Source organism: Streptomyces sp. NPDC021020, from assembly GCF_044333285.1.
Lineage (GTDB): Bacteria > Actinomycetota > Actinomycetes > Streptomycetales > Streptomycetaceae > Actinacidiphila.
In genome coordinates, this window is sequence record NZ_JBIRQQ010000014.1 from 81,116 (window position 1) to 98,133 (window position 17,018).

Genomic DNA, 17,018 nt, shown 5'->3' on the forward strand with positions numbered 1-17,018 from the left:
TGCCAGCGTAGGTCCGTTGCAGGAGGAAGCTCCCGTTCCGGGCGAGCTGTGACCAAAACCTGACAGGGCGGGCACACCGCCGCACCGCGCCCCGCCCGGTCGCGAGGACCGGGCCGGGTGCGGTCGGTGCGACCGGCCTGGCGGGCCTACAGGTTGGGCAGGTTCTTCATCAGCTCGAAGGCCGTGACCTGGGAGCGGTATTCCTCCCACTCCTGCTTCTTGTTGCGCAGGAAGAACTCGAAGACGTGCTCACCGAGGGTCTCGGCGACCAGTTCGCTGTGCTGCATGAGGTCGATGGCCTCGCCGAGGTTCTGCGGGAGGGGCTGGATGCCGAGGGCGCGGCGTTCGGCGTCGGTGAGGGCCCACACGTCGTCGTCGGCGCCGGCCGGGAGTTCGTAGCCCTCCTGGATGCCCTTCATGCCGGCCGCGAGGAGGACGGCGTAGGCGAGGTAGGGGTTGGCGCCGGAGTCGAGGGAGCGGACCTCGACGCGGGTGGAGCCGGTCTTGCCGGGCTTGTACATCGGCACCCGGATGAGGGCGGAGCGGTTGTTGTGGCCCCAGCAGATGTACGAGGGGGCCTCGCCGCCCGCACCCGCGGTGCGCTGGGAGCCGCCCCAGATGCGCTTGTAGGAGTTGACCCACTGGTTGGTGACCGCGGAGATCTCGCCCGCGTGCCGCAGCAGGCCCGCGATGAACGACCGGCCCACCTTGGAGAGCTGGAATTCGGCGCCGGACTCGTAGAAGGCGTTGCGGTCGCCCTCGAAGAGCGAGAGGTGGGTGTGCATGCCCGAACCCGGGTACTCCGAGAAGGGCTTGGGCATGAAGGTGGCGTGCACGCCCTGCTCCAGGGCGACTTGCTTCATCACCAGCCGGAAGGTCATCACGTTGTCCGCGGTGGACAGCGCGTCGGCGTACCGCAGGTCGATCTCCTGCTGGCCGGGGGCGCCCTCGTGGTGCGAGAACTCCACGGAGATGCCCATGGATTCGAGCATCGTGATGGCCTGGCGGCGGAAGTCCATGCCGACGGCCTGCGGAGTGTGGTCGAAGTAGCCGGAGTTGTCGGCGGGGGTGGGGCTGGTGCCGTCCAGCGGCTTGTCCTTGAGCAGGTAGAACTCGATCTCGGGGTGCGTGTAGAAGGTGAAGCCGAGGTCGGAGGTCTTGGCGAGGGCGCGCTTGAGGACGTAGCGCGGGTCGGCGTAGGACGGCGAGCCGTCCGGCATGAGGATGTCGCAGAACATCCGGGCGGTGCCGGGGCCGTCGGCGCGCCAGGGCAGGATCTGGAAGGTGCCGGGGTCGGGCTTGGCGATCATGTCGGACTCGTAGACCCGGGCGAAGCCCTCGATCGCGGAGCCGTCGAAGCCGATCCCCTCGTCGAAGGCCTGTTCGAGCTCGGCGGGGGCGACGGCGACCGACTTCAGATAGCCCAGCACGTCGGTGAACCACAGCCGCACGAAGCGGATGTCCCGCTCCTCCAGGGTCCGGAGCACGAACTCCTGCTGCTTATCCATATCCATCCATCCTCGCCGGTCAGGCACCGCTCCCCCGCCTGGTCCGGGCGGGGGATCATGAGCATTGCATCACACCGTTTCTGGTGCGTTGCAGGGACGGCTCACTGTCCATAGTGCCGGTTGCGAGGCCCGCGCCCCTACTCCCCCGCCCTCATCCGAAGGTGTCGATCGCGGCGATCTTCCAGGTGCCGCCGGTACGGACGGCGTCCACCGCGAACATGGCCGGGGCGTACGTGCTGCCCGCCCCCGCCTTCGCGGTGCTGGTGTTGCGCTGGTCGGCGTAGACGAGCAGGTGGGCGCGGTCGCCGTCGATCGTGTCGACGCCGGTGTCGGTGACGGTCGTGGTCAGCACGAGCTTCTGGGTCGGCGCCTGCGCGCGCACCTGCGCGAGCATCGTCGCGTACTGCTGGACGGCCTTGCCCGTGAGCAGCCGCTTGGCGGCGTCGTCGGTACGGGCCGGGTCGGCGTAGTCGTACGAGAAGACGGCGTTGACCGCGGCCGCGACCTGCCCCTTGACCTCGCTGGTGCGCGCGGTGTCGGTGAGCGCGGTGTTGTGCGCGGCCACCGAGTCGTGCAGCCCGGACGCCCGGCTCGCGGCGAAGGCGGCGAAGCCGCCGAGCAGCACGGTCGCGGCGGCGAGCAGCGCGAGCGCGAGAGGGAAGGGCCGGTGGGGCGCCTTCTTCGCCGAGGCCTTCGGCGAGGTCCTGGGCGAGGTCTTCGGCGGGCGTTTCGCCGCGGGCTCGCGCTCCGGCTCGTCGGGACGGGGCCGTACGGCCGTACGGGTGCGGGCGCGGGCGGCCTGCTGGGTGCGGACGGCGCCCGCGGGCTCGGCCTCGCGGTCCGCCGCACGCTCCTCCGCCGCCGCGGACACCGCTGCCAGCCTGCGCTGCCGGTTGATCAGATGACGGGTGGTCGACATGGCGCGTCGGTCCTCTCACGTACGGCCGTCAGTGGCTTGCGGTGGGCTTCGGGGTGGTGGCCGTCGGGGCCGGGGTGGCCGTGCCGGAGGGAACGGTGCCGGAGTCGCTCTCGCCGGTCGGCGCCTGGCCGAGCGCGCTGAGCTTCCAGCCGGAGGCCGTACGCGTCAGCTCGCCGAGCATCCTCGACTCCTTGACCGCGGGCTGCTGCTTCGGTGCCTGGACGGTGATCCGCAGCGCGACCATCACGCTCGCCTTGCCCGTCCTGGTGTCCAGCTCGGTGACGGCGCCGGAGAGCACCTTCGCGGTGGTCGTCGTCTGCGCCTGCTGCACCTGCTTGGCGAAGTCGGCCCGCCCTTGGGTGAGTTGGGTGTGCAGGTCGCCCGTGGTGGAGGACTCCCAGATGTCCAGGCCGTGGTCGAGGTCGCTGTGGTCCAGGGTGTTGAGGTTCTGCACCGCCTGCTCGGCCGCGGCCAGGACGGTGTCGCGGGTGCGCGCGAAGGAGGCGTCGTCGTCGTGCGCGGCGCCGTACCAGGACCAGCCGCTGAGCGCGGCGGCCACGGCCGCGGCCACCGCGAGGGCGAGCGCGACCGCGAGCAGCGGGCGGCGGCCCGTACCGGCCCTGCCGCCGGGCGGGGTGCCCGGCGTGCCGGACTCGGTACGGGAGGACTGCGGCGTGCGTGCCATCGGGGCTTCTCCTACCGGGCCGTGAGGTTGTCGATCTTCCAGTGGCTGCCCACCAGATGGGCGGACACCGACAGTTGGGCCGCCGCGGTGGTCGGCTCGGCGCCCGCGCGCTGGGCGGTCTGGTCGAGGAAGACCAGCAGCCGGGCGCGGTCGCCGGTGAGCGAGACGACCGCCGCCCGCACCACCCGTGTGCTCAGGGTCAGTTGCTGGCTGGCGACCTGGTCGCGGATCTGCGCGAAGAGCTTCTCGTACTGCCCGGCCGCCGCGCCCTCCAGGCTGTCGTGCGCGGCCTGCTCGGTGGACTGCGTGTCGTCGGGTGTGTACGCGAAGACGCGGCCGAGCACGCTGCTGATCTCGCCGGTGAGCCTGCTGGTCGCGTCGGTGTCGGTGAGGGCGTGGTTGCGGGCCGCGGCCGGGGACTTCAACTGCTGGGCGGCCCAGCCGAATCCGCCGCCGGTGAGCAGCAGGGCGGCGATCACGGCCACGGCGGCGGTACGGCGCGGGTCCCGCCGTACGAAGCCGGGCAGCCGCAGCCGGGCGCGCCACCGGGGGGCGGCCCGGTCGCCGGAGCCGTCCCCCGCGTCCGTACCCGCTTCCGCGTCCGGAGCCGCGTCCTCGTCCGGCGCGTCCAGCGGCTCAGGCTCCGTCTCCGGCTCGGCGGAATCCGGTGCCGCGTCCTGCGCGGCCTTCTGCTCGGTCGTCGTCACCTCTGCCTCGTCCTCCGCTCTCAACTCGCCCCGACCGGCACCGCGGTGAGCGCGGTGAGCTTCCAGCCGTCCCCGGTGCGCGACAGGCCCGCCTCGAAACGCTTGCGGTCGGTGGTGGCCGTGCCCGACGCCGGGGTGACCTGGACCTCCACGGTCGCGATGAGCTTCGCCGTACCGGCCCGGGTGTCCAGCTCGGTGACCGCCGCGTCGGTGACCTTGCCCCGCGTGGAGGTGCCCGACTGCTTGACGGTCGTGGTGTCGGCGGTGTGCGTGCTGCTCAGCCGGTCGTGCAGCGGGCCGGTCGTCGCCGTGAGCCACTGGTCGAGGTCGTCGGCGGCGTGCGCGGCGTCCACCGTGTTGAGCCGAGCGATGTCGCGTGTGCCGTCCGCGAGGGCGGCGTCCCGCGCCTTGCCGTAGCTCAGCGCGCCGTCCCCGCTGGTGTCCGCGTACGACCACACCCCCAGCGCGCACACCACGGCCGCGACCGTCCAGGCCGCCGCCCACGCGAGACGCCGCGGCTGTCGGCGCAGCGCCCGCAGCAGCCCCCGCGGGGAGGGCAGCACGAGCACGTACGGCCCCCTGTCCGAAGCCTCGGCAGGCTCCTGCACCGGCTTCTCCTCCTCCGGTGCCTGCGTCATCCCGTCACCCCCAGCAGCCCGGCCATCGTCGTCGGCCCGCCCGCGGGCAGCGCGGGCAGCGCCAGCGCCCCCGGCAGCTGCGGCCCCACGGTCGGTGCGGCCGCGGGCACGAGCGTGCCGTCCGACGTACCGCTCGTCGGCAGCACCGAGCCGGGCTCGGCGGGCTTGGGGAGCGCGCCGCCCTGGGGCGCGTGCGCCGAGCCGCGGACGTCGATGCCGCTGGAGGCGGGCGCGGTGCAGCGGGCGGCGGTGTTGAAGGCGGTCTTCGGGGTGCCGGTGTCCAGCCCGGTGCGGTACGTCGTACCGCCGTAGCCGGAGGTGCAGGGCAGCGGCGAGAAGAAGGTGACCGCCTGCCCGAAGTGCATCCCGCTCGCGTCGACGGACGACGATCCGGCGGCGACCACCGCGGGCACGGTCACCAGGTACTCCTCGATGCCGCGCTGCCGGGTGACGGCGATGTCGGAGGTGGTGAGCAGGTTGGCGAGCACCACGCTGAGCTGCGGTCCGACGTCCCGCAGCAGCGCGCTGACCTGCGTGGCGGCCTCCGGTGCGGTCGTGATGAGGCGGCGCAGGTCGGCGTCGGAGGTGTTGAGCTGGGCGGCGAGCTGGTTGGCGCTGTCCGCGAAGGAGCGGATGGCGTCGCCCTCGTCGGCCTGCGTCTTCAGCACGGTCTGCCCGTCCACGACGAGCTGGGTGTCGGTGGGCAGGTTGGTGTCGGCCGCGTCGATGAACTGCCCGCTGGTGTCCAGCAGCGACTGGAGGTTGTCGGCCTGCCCGTTGAAGGCCAGCCCGAATTCGTCGACGACGGTGCGCAGCGATTCCAGCGGCACCGAGGCGGCGAGGTCGTTGACGCTGGTGAGCAGGTTGGTGACGGGCGCCGGGATCTCGGCGTTCGCCTGGTCGACGCGCGAGCCGTCGTGCAGGTAGGGGCCGTCGTCGGTGCTGGGCTGGAGGTCGATGTACTGCTCACCGACGGCCGACAGGCTCGCGACGACGGCCTTGAGCTGCTGCGGGATGTGCGGCGCGCTCTTGTTGATCCGCAGCTTCGCCTCGACGCCGTCCGAGGTGAGCGAGATGGGCCCGACCCGGCCCACCGACACGCCCCGGTAGGTGACGTCGGAGTGCTCGAACAGGCCGCCGGTCGCGGGGAGTTCGACGGTCACGGTGTAGTAGCCGCGCATTCCGACGTAGCGCCCGAGGTCGGCGTAGTTGACGCCGAGGTAGCCGAGCACGAGGACGGCGACGACGAGGAAGGCGATGTTCTTGGTGACGGTGGCCTTGGTGAGCATCAGCGCCCCCTCGTCGTGGTGGTGACCGAGGGCAGCGGCAGCGGCAGTTTCGCCGCGCCCTTCGCGGGGTCGGCGGTCGGCGGGTACGTCGGCGGGTAGGAGTTGTCCTTCTCCTCCAGGATCGGGGTGAGCGAGGTGCCGGGGGCGGCGGTGAGGTCGAGGTAGACGTTGAGGTAGTCGCCCTTGACGCCGTTGAGCACCTCGTCGGTGAAGGGGTAGGTGAGCATCACCTGGAGGGAGTCGGGCAGGTCCTGGCCGGAGTCGGCGAGCCGTTGCAGGGTGGGCGCGAGGGCCTTGAGGTCGGCGACCATGTCGTCCTTGCTGCGGTTGACGGTGTCGACGGCGACGCCGGAGAGGGTGTCGAGGGCCTGGAGCATCGTCACGAGGGAGCCGCGCTGCTCGTCCAGCACCTTCAGACCGGGGCTGAGGCCGTCCAGCACGGTGCCGATCTTGGTGTCGCGGGCGGCGAGGGTGGCGGAGAGCTGGTTGACCCCGTCGAGCGCGGCGGTGATGTCGGCCTTGTGCGCGTCGAGGTCGCCCACCAGCGTGTCCACCTGGGTGAGCATGTCGCGGACCTGCGGCTCGTTGCCGGTGAGCGCCTTGCCCAGCTCGGTGTTGATGGTCTTGAGCTGCTGCACCCCGCCGCCGTTGAGCACCAGGGACAGGGCGCCGAAGACCTCCTCGATCTCCGGGTTGCGGTTGGTGTGCGACACCGGGATGACCGGTCCGCCGCGCAGTGTGCCGGTGGCGGCCTCGTTCGCGGGCGGCGCGGAGAGCTGGATGTACTTCTCGCCGAGCAGGCTGGACTGCTCCAGGTGCGCGTACGCGTTCGCGGGCAGGTCCACCTTGCCGTTGACCTTCATGGTGACCAGCGCGGACCAGCCGTCGGAGGCGACCTTGACGGAGGTGACGCGGCCCACGGCGACGTCGTTGACGCGTACCGACGCCTGCGGCACCAGGTCCAGGACGTCGGCGAACTGCGCCTTGACGGTGTAGGGGTGGCTGCCGAGGTTCGCCCCGCCGGGCAGCGGCAGGCTCTGCACCCCGCCCACGGAGCAGCCGGTCAGGGCCAGCCCGAGCAGCGCGGCGGCCGCGGCGCCGCGCGTCGTACGGCGTCGGCTCATCGCGCCGCCCCCTGGGTCGTGGACTTGCCGGTGGCGGGGAAGGGCAGCGGGAGGTCGGCGACGGGGGACGTGGCCCCCGGCTTCGCGGCCCCGGACTTCGCTGTGGTCGAACCGCCGCTCAGGCTCAGCTCGTTGATGTCGGTGCGGCCGTCGATGGTGTGGGTGGCCGGGTTGTAGGCGCCCAGCAGGTTGTCGGCCGCGAGCGGTGCGGTGTCGAGGAGTTCGGCGAGCGAGGCCCGCTGGTCGACGAGCGTCTGGGTGAGGGGCTGGAGCTGGTCGATGCTGGTCTTGAGGCGGCCGCGGTTGGTGTCGATGAAGCTCTTCACCTGCCCCAGGGCGGTGGCCAGTTGCTGGAGCGCGGCGCCGAGGTCCTGCTTGTCGGCGGCCAGGAAGCCGGTGACGGTGGACAGTTGGTCGGCGGCCGCCTTCACCTTGCCGTCGTTGTTCTTCAGCATCGTGGTGAAGGACTGGAGGTAGGCCAGCGTCGAGAACAGGTCGCCGCTGTGGCTGTTGAGCGTCTTGGAGGCCTGCCCGAGCTGGGTGATGCTGTCGCCGATCGCCTTGCCGTTGCCGTCGAGGTTGTCGGCGCCGACGTTCAGCAGCTCGGACAGCGCCCCGGTGGTGTTGGCGCCGTTCGGGCCGAGGGCGTCGCTGAGCTGGGTGACGCTGGTGTAGAGCTGGTCGATCTCGACGGGCGTCGCGGTGTGCGCGGCCGTGATGACGGCGTGGTCGGCGAGCTGCGGGCCACCGGTCCAGGCGGGCGTGAGCTGGACGTAGCGGTCGGCGACGACGCTGGGCGCGACGATGACCGCCCCGGCGTCCGCGGGCACCTTGACGCCCCGGTCGAGCCGCAGGCTGACCTCGACCTGCTTGCCCTTGGGCCGCACCGCCTCGACCGTACCGACCTTCACCCCGAGGATGCGCAGGTCGGAGCCCTTGTAGACACCCACCGTACGGTCGAAGTAGGCGGTGACGTGCTTGCCGCCGGGCCCTCCGAAGGCGGCGAAGCCCGCTGTCACGGCCCCGGCGGCGACGACCGCGAGGACGAGCACGGTCACGATCACCCGCCGGGGCAGCCGGAGCCGCCTCCCCTCGGGGAGTGTCAGCCGCGGGCGCGGGATCCTCATTGCGCTCCTCCCGTCGCCTTGGGCGGGATGCAGCCGTCGGTGGGCGGCGGCGTGCCTGCCGGCAGGTAGCTGTCGGGCAGCAGCCCGCACAGGTAGTTGTCGAACCAGTGCCCGTTGCCGATGGTGTTGCCGATGACCCGGTAGTAGGGGCCGGCCAGCGCGAGGGCCTGGTCGAGGCTGGTCTGGTTGGTGAGCAGCACGGCCGTCACCCGGTCCAGCGCGTCGAGGGTCGGACCGAGCTGCTTGTTGTTGTCGGCCACCAGGCCGCTGAGCTGGGTGCTCAGGTCCTGGGTGCCGGTGAGCAGGCCGTGGATGGCGGTGCGCCGCTTCTCGATCTCGCCGAGCAGCAGGTCGCCGTCCGAGATGAGGGTCTGGAAGTGCCCGTTCTGGTCGGCGAGCGTCTGGGTGAGCTGCTTGCTGCCGGTGAGCAGCTGGGCGAGCTGGGCGTCCCGGCTGGAGATGGTCTGCGACAGCGCGGACAGCCCGGTGGCGGCGCTGTGCACCGAGCCGGGGGTGTCCTTGAAGGTGTCGGAGATCGTCTGGAAGCTGGTGGCGAGCTGCTGCGTGTCGATGGCCCCGAGCGTCCTGCCGAGCCCCTCGAAGGCCTGCGTGACGTCGTACGGCGAGGTGGTGCGGCTCTTGGGGATGCGCTGGTGCGGGTCCTGCTTGCGGCTGCCGAGCGGGTCGACGGCGAGGTACTTCTCGCCGAGCAGCGTCTTGATGCCGATGGCGGCGGTGCTGGCGTCGCCGATCCAGGTGTGCCGGACCTTGAAGGTGACCTTGACCTTCGCGCCGTCCAGCGAGACCCCGGTGACCTTGCCGACCTTGACGCCCGCGACGCGCACCTCGTTGCCCGCGCGCAGCCCGGCGGCCTCGGTGAAGTCGGCGGAGTAGCTGGTGCCGCCGCCGATGTACGGCAGCGCGTCGGCATTGTAGGCGAGCAGTCCGACGAGGGCGAGCACGAGCAGCCCGACGGCCCCCACGGCGACCGGGTTGCGGTCGCGCAGCGGCGTGAAGAGCGGCCTGCCGCGGTCGGCTCGCGCGCGTCCGAGCCTCAGTCTCGGGCGGTTCATGACCGGCACCTCGCTTCGCTGATCGCTATCCCGGTCGGCGGGGTGCTGCCGTCGGTGGTGGTCGCGCCGTTCACGGTCGCCTGGCACAGGTAGAGGTTGAGCCAGGAGCCGTAGGAGGCGGCGCGGCCGAGGGCCTGGAATTTCTTCGGGGCGTTGGTGAGGAAGCTCTGGATCTGCGGGGTGGCGTCGCCGAGGTTGGACGACAGCCGGCCGAGCTGCCCGATGGACTCCTTCAGCGGTGCGCGCCCCTGGGTGAGCAGCCCGGCGGTGCTGTTGGTGAGCTGCGAGATCGCGGTGATGGACTGGCCGATCGGCTCGCGGTCGCCGGAGAAGCCGGTGACGAGCTGCTGGAGGGTGTCGACGAGGTCGTTGAAGTTGGCCTCGCGGGTGTTGACGGTGGTCAGCACGGTGTTGAGGTTGTCGATGACCTGGCCGATCACCTGGTCCTTGGCGGCCAGCGTGGTCGTCAGCGAGCCGATGGAGCCGATGAGCGAGTCGACGGTGCCGCCCTCGCCCTGGAGCACCTGGATGATCTCGCCGGAGAGCTGGTTGACCTCGGGCGGTGACAGGCCCTCGAACAGCGGCTGGAATCCGGCGAAGAGCTGGGTGAGGTCGAGCGCCGGGGTGGTGTGGTCCAGCTGCACGGTCTGGCCCGGCTCCAGTGTCTCGCCGACCGGCCCGGTGCCCTGGGCGAGGTCGATGTAGCGCTGGCCGACGAGGTTGAGGTACTTGATCGTCAGCGTCGCGGACTTCGGCAGCGTCCGCTCGCGCTGCACCGAGAAGTGCACCTTGGCCAGGTTGTGCCTGTACACCGACACCGAGTCGACGGTGCCGACCTTGACGCCCGCGATCCGTACGCTGTCGCCGGACATCAGGCCGGTGGTGTCGGTGAACAGGGCGTTGTAGCCGTACGTGTCGCCGACGCCCGCCCCCGCGATGCTGATCGCGAGGACGGCGGTGGCCAGCGAGGTGACCAGGATGAAGATGATCGACTTGACGATCGGCCCGGTCAGACTGCGGCGCTTCACTTGACGGTCACCTCCGCTCCGCGGAAGACCGGCCCGGTCAGCAGGCTGCTCCAGTCCGGCAGCGCGCTCGGGGCGGTCTGCGTGCCCGGCGCGAGGAGTTCGTTGATCAGCTCGTTCTCCTGCGGGGAGTTGGCCAGCGGGGTGGTGCCCCTGCCGCCGGTGTAGGGGACGGCGTAGCACTTCGGGCCGCCGCTCTTGCCGTACACCGGGGTGTCCTTGCCGGGCAGGTACTTGCCGCGGGAGGCCACGGTCGTGAGGTTGACGTGCAGGCCGGGCTCGCCGGTGCCCTTGCCGAGCGCCTTGTCCATGACGGGGACGAAGTCGGCGAGGGTGCGGAAGGTGCACGGGAAGGACGGGGAGTATTTCGCGAGCAGGCCCAGGGTGCCGCGGCTGTCGGCGGCGAGCCGGATGATGTTGGGGCTGTTCTGCTGGAGGTAGGTCGTGACGTCCTGCGCGGTGCCGGTGGTGGTGCCGTACAGGGTGTCGAGGTTGGCGCGCTCGGCGGCGATGGTGCTGCTGGTCCTCGTGAAGTCGGTGAGCGCCTGCACGAGGTCGGGGGCCGCGTCGTCGTAGACGTGGCTGACGGTGACGAGCTGCTTGATGTCGTCGGTGAGCGCGGGCAGTTCGGGGTTGAGCTTGCGCAGGTAGCCGTCGAGCTGGACGAGGGTGCTGCCGAGCTGGGCGCCGCGGCCGTCCAAGGCGGTGGCCACGGCGTTGAGGGTCGCGGCGAGCTTCTGCGGCTGGACGGCGGTGAGCAGCGGCAGGACGTTGTCCAGCACCTGCTGCAGCTCGATCGCGTCCTTCGAGCGGTCCTGCGCGATGGTGCTGCTCGCCTGGAGCGAGGGCCCGCCGGACCGGGCGCCCTCGGGCGGTACGAGCGCGACGTAGCGGGCGCCGAAGAGCGTGGTGGGCAGCATCTGGGCGGTGACGCCCGCGGGGATGCGGCGCAGCTGGTCGCGGTCGATGGCCAGCGTCAGCCGGGCGCCCTGCCCGTCGGCGTGGATGGAGCTGACGCGGCCGACGACGACCCCGCGGACCTTGACGTCGGCGCCGGGGTGCATCTCGTTGCCGACGCTGCTCGTCATGACGGTGACGGTCGCGTCGTCGCTGAAGTCCTTGTCGTAGACGGCGACCGCGAGCCACGCCAGCAGCGCGGGCACGAGCAGGAAGACGATCCCGGCGGTGCGGCGCCCGGCCCTGCCGGGACCGCGCCGGCGGCGGGTCGCCGTGGGGGGCGGCGGCACGGGGGCGGGGGTGCGGGTCTCGGTGGCGGTCATCCGGCGACCCGCACGGTGGTGGTGGCGCCCCACAGCGCCAGCGACAGGAAGAAGTCGGTCACCGCGATGATCACGATGGCGTTGCGCACCGACCGGCCGACCGCGATGCCGACCCCGGCGGGCCCGCCCTTGGCGGTGTAGCCGTAGTAGCAGTGCGCGAGGATCACGATGACGCTGAAGATCAGCACCTTCAGGGTCGACAGCAGCACGTCGGTGGGCGACAGGAAGATGCCGAAGTAGTGGTCGTAGGTGCCCGGTGACTGGCCGTTGAAGAAGACGGTCACCGCGCGCGAGGCCGCGTAGGAGCTGAGCAGCCCGATGCCGTACAGCGGCACGATCGCGACGACGCCGGCGATGATGCGGGTGCTGACCAGGTAGGGCATGGAGCGGATGCCCATGCCCTCCAGGGCGTCGACCTCCTCGTTGATGCGCATCGCGCCGAGCTGGGCGGTGAAGCCCGCGCCCACGGTCGCGGACAGGGCGAGGCCGGCGACGAGCGGGGCGATCTCGCGGGTGTTGAAGTAGGCGGAGATGAAGCCGGTGAAGGCGGCGGTGCCGAGCTGGTTCATCGCCGCGTAGCCCTGGAGGCCGACGACGGTGCCGGTGGCGAGCGTCATGCCGATCATCACGCCGACGGTGCCGCCGATGACGCCGAGCCCGCCGCTGCCGAACGCGACTTCGGCGAGCAGCCGCTGCACCTCCCTGAGGTAGCGGCGCAGGGTGCGCGGGATCCACAGCACCGCGCGGACGTGGAAGATGAAGTGGTCGCCGGTCTCGTCGAGCCAGCGCAGGGGGCGGTCCGGGAATGCCATCGGTCAGGCCCCCTTCTGCGGGACGAGCTGCAGGTAGATCGCGGTCAGCACGACGTTGACGACGAACAGCAGCAGGAAGGTGATGACCACGGACTGGTTGACGGCGTCGCCGACGCCCTTGGGCCCGCCGCGCGGGTGCAGGCCCCGGTAGGCGGCGACGATGCCGGCGATGAAGCCGAAGACCAGCGCCTTGATCTCGCTGATGTAGAGGTCGGGCAGCTGCGCGAGCGAGGAGAAGCTCGACAGGTACGCGCCCGGGGTGCCGTGCTGGACGATGACGTTGAAGAAGTAGCCGCCGGCCGTGCCGACCACCGACACCAGGCCGTTGAGCAGCACCGCGACGAGCATCGTGGCGAGCACCCGCGGCACGACCAGCCGCTGCACCGGTGAGACGCCCATGACCTCCATGGCGTCCAGCTCCTCGCGGATCTTGCGCGAGCCGAGGTCGGCGCAGATCGCGCTGCCGCCCGCGCCCGCGATGAGCAGCGCCACGATGATCGGGCTGGCCTGCTGGATCACCGCGAGGACGCTCGCGCCGCCGGTGAAGGACTGCGCGCCGAGCTGCTGGGTGAGCGAGCCGACCTGGAGCGCGATGACCGCGCCGAACGGGATCGACACCAGCGCGGCGGGCAGGATCGTCACGCTCGCCACGAACCAGAACTGCTCGACGAGCTCGCGGACCTGGAAGGGCCGCCGGAAGGTGTCCCGGACCGTGGTGGCGGCCAGCGTCATGAGCTGGCCGGTCTGCCGCAGCGCGCCCGTGCCGGGGAGGGGCCGGCGCTCGGCCGGCTCGCGCAGCCGTACGGGCGCGCTCATGCCGGCTCCCCCTGCACCGGCGCCAGGCCCGCCTGCACGGCGGTCCGGGCCGCGGCCGGCAGCTGGTCCCACATCGCCAGCACCCGCGCCCGGCGCCGCTGCACGGCCTGCCGCGGCGGCAGTCCGGGGCTCGGCTCCAGCTGCGGCGCGAGCACGCCGGGCGCGGGCGGCAGGGCGCTGCCGCCCGCCCCCTGCTCGGCCGCCAGCGTCGCCTCGTCCTTCTCCTCCGCCATGCCGATCGGGCCCTCGCGGCGCCCGCTGAGGAACTGCCGTACGACGGGTACGTCGCTGGTCAGCAGCAGCTCGCGGGGCCCGAACGCGACGAGTTCGCGGCGGAAGAGCATGCCCATGTTGTCCGGCACGGTCGCGGCGATGTCGAGGTTGTGGGTGACGATCAGCATCGTCGCGTCGATCTGCGCGTTGAGGTCGATGAGCAGCTGCGAGATGTACGAGGTGCGCACCGGGTCCAGGCCGGAGTCCGGCTCGTCGCACAGGATGATCTGCGGGTCCAGGACGAGCGCGCGGGCGAGGCCCGCGCGCTTGCGCATGCCGCCGGAGATCTCACCGGGCAGCTTGCCCTCGGATCCGACCAGGCCGACCATGTCCATCCGCTCCATGACGACGCGGCGGATCTCCGACTCCTTCTTGCGGGTGTGCTCGCGCAAGGGGAAGGCGATGTTGTCGAAGAGGTTCATGGAGCCGAAGAGGGCGCCGTCCTGGAACATCAGGCCGAAGAGCCTGCGGGTGGCGTAGATGTCCCGCTCCGGCCCGTTGACCATGTCGACGCCGTTGACCAGGACGCGGCCGCGCTCGGGTTTGAGCAGGCCGATCACGGATTTGAGGAAGACGGTCTTGCCGGTGCCCGACGGGCCCAGCATGACGCTGACCTCGCCGGGCGGCAGCGTGAGCGTGACGTCCTGCCAGACGGTCTGCTTGCCGAAGGACTTGGTGAGGCCCTCGACGGTCACTTCGATTCCCATGGCACCGCTCTCCTCCAATGGCTCAGCGGCAGGACGTTGTGTTCGGATGGCATGTCGGGTCCGCTCAGCGGTGCGGCGGGGTCGGGTAGGGGATCTCGGGGTCGCAGTGGCTGTAGTCACGCGAGGAGGGGATGCACAGCCCGCCCTGGACGAAGTTGAGCGAGTTGTCCGGGCCGGAGATCGACGCGGTGAGCAGCGCGTCCACGTCGTCCCCGTGCGCGGTGCAGCCGGTGAACGGCGGGATGGTGAGCTGGTCCTGGTGCAGCGGGCCGCCGACGATCTCGTTGTAGTCCGAGGGCCGGGTGACACCGTCGTGGCCCTTGTAGGTGTAGTCGGTGCCGACCAGATGGAGATCCAGGGGCTTGACGGTGTGGCAGTTCGAGCCGACGTCCAGGGGCGTGCCGTTGACCTTGATGTCGCTCAGCCGCAGGTCCAGCTTGCCGTAGACGTCGGTGTAGGTGATGTAGTCGTCGCCGCTGCTGCCGGCGATGATCAGCGTCAGCGGGGCGAGCTGCTTCATCGTCATCACGGCGGTGGTGGGCATGAAGCCGAAGGTCAGGAAGGTCGACTTGGCCGGCGGCAGGTCCAGCGTCACGATGCTGTCCAGCTCCAGGAAGATCGACCCGTCCGGCTGGAAGCCGAACCAGGTGCCGACCTGCGTGACGTTGGTCATCGCCGGGTGGTCGTCGAGACCGTTGACGGTCGCCGCGCCCTTGAGCTTGCCGACGTTGGACAGCCCGGTCAGGAAGGTGCACTCGGCCTGCCGCTGGTCCGGTGGGAGCACGATGGGGGTGACGCCCTCCGGGCGGGGCACGGCGTCCAGGACCGCCTGGTCCGGTTCGCCGACCAGTGGCGGCGGGCAGTCCGAGACGCCGGAGTGCGGGGGCTCGACCACTTCCAGGGTGCCCCTGCGGCTGGTGGCCGCGGGGGTCCTGGCCGGGCCCGTGGCGGTGGCTGTTCCCGAGGACGGGTCCGGTGCCGCCGAGCCGGTGGCGGTGGGCGTGGGGGCGCCGGTGGCGGACTGCCCGGAGCCGTTCGGGGCGGACACCCCGACCTGGCCGAGCAGGGTGGCCTGGCCGTCCTTCGGGGTGCAGGCCGCGGTCGTCCCGCCGGTGGCCGTGCCCGCGGCCGGGGAGACGGTGGAGCCGGCGTCCGCCGCGTCCGCCGCGTTCGTCGAGTCCGCCGCGTCCGCCGCCGCGCCGGATCCCGTCCCGTCCGCCGTGCTCCCGGAGCCGGGCGTGGAGTCGGAGGGCGGGGCGGTGGGGACGGCCAGGCCGGTGAGGGCCAGGTCCAGCCGCCCGGCGTCGAAGCGTACGGTCCCCGGCGCGGTGGCCGTGACCTCGGTCGCGTCACCGGTGAAGGTCAGGTCCAGCCCGTCGGTGGCGGGCGCGGCCGCCGCGCGCAGGCCGGGCCACGGGGCGTCCGCGCCGGACGGCCCCTGCGTGACGCGGGCGGTGAGCGACGCGGTGCCGGTGGCCGACGTACTGCCGGCCGGCAGGACCGCGCCGGCGGCGTCCTTGCCGAGGGCGACCTCGACGGTCAGCGCGCCGGGCCGGAAGCTCTCGTCCGCCACGGCGCTCTCGGGGTAGGTCTGCTGGACGGTGACGGTGGCGTCCTCCGTCACGGTGGCCGGGCCCGCGCCGTCCGCGCTGTCCGTTCCGCTGCTGCCGGTGGTGAACGCGCAGGTGTAGGCGATCTCGACGGCGCCGTCGGGGCCGGAGGCGGCGGAGGGGGTGCCGGGCAGCATCCCGGCGAGCACGGCGACCGACGCGGTGGCGGCCGTCAGCAGCACCCTGCGCGGGTTCACTGCACCTCGCATCAACGGACTCCTCCTGGCTGGCGCGTCGGCGACGCACGGACATTACGGGCGGGTAATAAGGCCGTACAAGTGATCGACGAGGCCGACTTCGACGGGCTCTCGCGCGGGCCGCTTTCTTGTCAACCGATGACAAAGCGGAACCCCGGACTTGTCATCGGGCGAGCACCGGCCGCCCCGGAGGGACAGCGAGCCCCGGCGGCAGCGGTGCCCGCCGGGGCTCGGTGCAGACGGTGCTGTGCGGTGCTGTGCCGTGTTGTGCGGTGGGGTGCGGTGCCGTGCGGGTCCGCGCCGTCGTCAGCTCGCGACGACCCCGAGGGCCGGGGTGGTGACGTAGTCGGCCGTGTAGGTGACCGAGTCGCCGTTGTTGATCAGCCCGAGGCACAGGCCGCTGACGCCCGAGACGGTCAGGGTGCCGGCGTTGATCGACAGCGTGTGGGTGCCGTTGGTGTAGTAACCGGTGACGGTGCCGGTCACGGTGGCGTTGCACGCACCGGACAGGACCGCGTGGACACCCGTGATGTTGCCGAGGGTCTTGCCCGTGCTGTCGGTGACGTCGGTGGCGTTCAGGGACCACGGGGCGGTCGCACTGGCGTTGGACGTCACGCCGAAGGGGATACCGCTGATGTTGCACGACGCCCACGTCAGGGACGTCAGCGTGGCCGCCTGGGTGCCGGCGTGGGTGCCGTTCACGGCGGTGCCGGCGGCCGAGGCGGAGGAGCAGTTGAGCACGACGCCGGTCTTGTTGTCCTTCAGCGTCGGCTTCGACGCGAGGGCGGTGAAGGAGCCGTCGGTGTTGCTCCCGCTGATCGTCACCTGGGTGGGCGTGACGGCCGAGGCCGGGCCGGCCGCCAGGCCGATCGCGGCGATGATGGCGGCACCCGTCGCCGCCGTACCCGTGAACGCCTTGGTGAACTTGCGCATGGCTGAATCCCTTCGTGAAACCGAGGAGTTCGACGTACCTGATTAACCGGAACCGCGCGCCTCACGTGCGTCATCACCGCACGTCGGGGGCGGAATTCGGCTGCGACTGCTACCTGGAACATGGGGCACCGATTCCCTCGGGCGCCCTTGCAAAGCTGGACGTTACGTACGGGTAACCGAGGGGCGCAACAATCCTGTCCAAGATTCCTTCCGGAACCTTACCGTCGGGTAATTTTCTGTCACCGGGGCAACATCACCCCCGCCGTTTTTGTCGGGAAGTGAGTATTTCCCCGCC

General features: G+C 71.5%; 16 protein-coding genes. All 16 read right to left on the reverse strand.

Annotated elements, in window-relative coordinates; genetic code table 11:
- Nucleotides 1–146 precede the first annotated feature (146 nt).
- A complete protein-coding gene (gene glnA, locus ACH4SL_RS33220) occupies nucleotides 147–1,508 on the reverse strand; it encodes a type I glutamate--ammonia ligase (protein WP_398452822.1) in 1,362 nt (453 codons plus the stop codon).
- A 151-nt stretch (nucleotides 1,509–1,659) separates the two neighbouring features.
- The gene (locus ACH4SL_RS33225; protein WP_398452824.1) at nucleotides 1,660–2,427 is read right to left on the reverse strand and encodes a hypothetical protein; all 768 of its coding nucleotides are present in this window, start codon (nucleotides 2,425–2,427) and stop codon (nucleotides 1,660–1,662) included.
- A 28-nt stretch (nucleotides 2,428–2,455) separates the two neighbouring features.
- Nucleotides 2,456–3,112 (reverse strand): hypothetical protein, encoded by a 657-nt coding sequence (locus tag ACH4SL_RS33230; RefSeq protein ID WP_398452827.1) that lies wholly within the window; start codon nucleotides 3,110–3,112, stop codon nucleotides 2,456–2,458.
- A gap of 11 nt (nucleotides 3,113–3,123) precedes the next feature.
- On the reverse strand, nucleotides 3,124–3,819 hold the full coding sequence (locus tag ACH4SL_RS33235) for a hypothetical protein (protein WP_398452830.1): 696 nt from the start codon (nucleotides 3,817–3,819) through the stop codon (nucleotides 3,124–3,126).
- Between the two features lie 20 nt (nucleotides 3,820–3,839).
- Complete coding sequence (locus tag ACH4SL_RS33240; RefSeq protein ID WP_398452833.1) at nucleotides 3,840–4,457, reverse strand: hypothetical protein; 618 nt, start codon at nucleotides 4,455–4,457, stop codon at nucleotides 3,840–3,842.
- A complete protein-coding gene (locus ACH4SL_RS33245) occupies nucleotides 4,454–5,746 on the reverse strand; it encodes an MCE family protein (protein ID WP_398452835.1) in 1,293 nt (430 codons plus the stop codon). Before ACH4SL_RS33245 ends, ACH4SL_RS33240 begins: the two co-directional genes overlap by 4 nt.
- Nucleotides 5,746–6,870, reverse strand: a complete 1,125-nt coding sequence (locus ACH4SL_RS33250) for an MCE family protein (protein ID WP_398452838.1) — start codon at nucleotides 6,868–6,870, stop codon at nucleotides 5,746–5,748. The genes ACH4SL_RS33245 and ACH4SL_RS33250 overlap by 1 nt, the downstream gene beginning before the upstream one ends.
- Complete coding sequence (locus ACH4SL_RS33255) at nucleotides 6,867–7,997, reverse strand: MCE family protein (RefSeq protein WP_398452840.1); 1,131 nt, start codon at nucleotides 7,995–7,997, stop codon at nucleotides 6,867–6,869. The genes ACH4SL_RS33250 and ACH4SL_RS33255 overlap by 4 nt, the downstream gene beginning before the upstream one ends.
- Complete coding sequence (locus tag ACH4SL_RS33260) at nucleotides 7,994–9,070, reverse strand: MCE family protein (protein ID WP_398452842.1); 1,077 nt, start codon at nucleotides 9,068–9,070, stop codon at nucleotides 7,994–7,996. Before ACH4SL_RS33260 ends, ACH4SL_RS33255 begins: the two co-directional genes overlap by 4 nt.
- On the reverse strand, nucleotides 9,067–10,098 hold the full coding sequence (locus ACH4SL_RS33265; protein WP_398452845.1) for an MCE family protein: 1,032 nt from the start codon (nucleotides 10,096–10,098) through the stop codon (nucleotides 9,067–9,069). The genes ACH4SL_RS33260 and ACH4SL_RS33265 overlap by 4 nt, the downstream gene beginning before the upstream one ends.
- Nucleotides 10,095–11,375, reverse strand: a complete 1,281-nt coding sequence (locus ACH4SL_RS33270; RefSeq protein ID WP_398452847.1) for an MCE family protein — start codon at nucleotides 11,373–11,375, stop codon at nucleotides 10,095–10,097. Before ACH4SL_RS33270 ends, ACH4SL_RS33265 begins: the two co-directional genes overlap by 4 nt.
- Entirely contained in the window at nucleotides 11,372–12,187 is an 816-nt protein-coding gene (locus ACH4SL_RS33275) for an MlaE family ABC transporter permease (RefSeq protein ID WP_398452850.1), read from the reverse strand. The genes ACH4SL_RS33270 and ACH4SL_RS33275 overlap by 4 nt, the downstream gene beginning before the upstream one ends.
- Before the next feature lie 3 nt (nucleotides 12,188–12,190).
- Complete coding sequence (locus ACH4SL_RS33280) at nucleotides 12,191–13,003, reverse strand: MlaE family ABC transporter permease (protein ID WP_398452852.1); 813 nt, start codon at nucleotides 13,001–13,003, stop codon at nucleotides 12,191–12,193.
- Nucleotides 13,000–13,983, reverse strand: coding sequence for an ABC transporter ATP-binding protein (locus ACH4SL_RS33285; RefSeq protein WP_398452854.1), 984 nt, complete (start codon nucleotides 13,981–13,983; stop codon nucleotides 13,000–13,002). Before ACH4SL_RS33285 ends, ACH4SL_RS33280 begins: the two co-directional genes overlap by 4 nt.
- 64 nt (nucleotides 13,984–14,047) lie before the next feature.
- The gene (locus ACH4SL_RS33290) at nucleotides 14,048–15,802 is read right to left on the reverse strand and encodes a DUF6801 domain-containing protein (RefSeq protein ID WP_398452856.1); all 1,755 of its coding nucleotides are present in this window, start codon (nucleotides 15,800–15,802) and stop codon (nucleotides 14,048–14,050) included.
- A 294-nt stretch (nucleotides 15,803–16,096) separates the two neighbouring features.
- Complete coding sequence (locus ACH4SL_RS33295; RefSeq protein ID WP_398452859.1) at nucleotides 16,097–16,723, reverse strand: hypothetical protein; 627 nt, start codon at nucleotides 16,721–16,723, stop codon at nucleotides 16,097–16,099.
- Nucleotides 16,724–17,018: the final 295 nt, after the last annotated feature.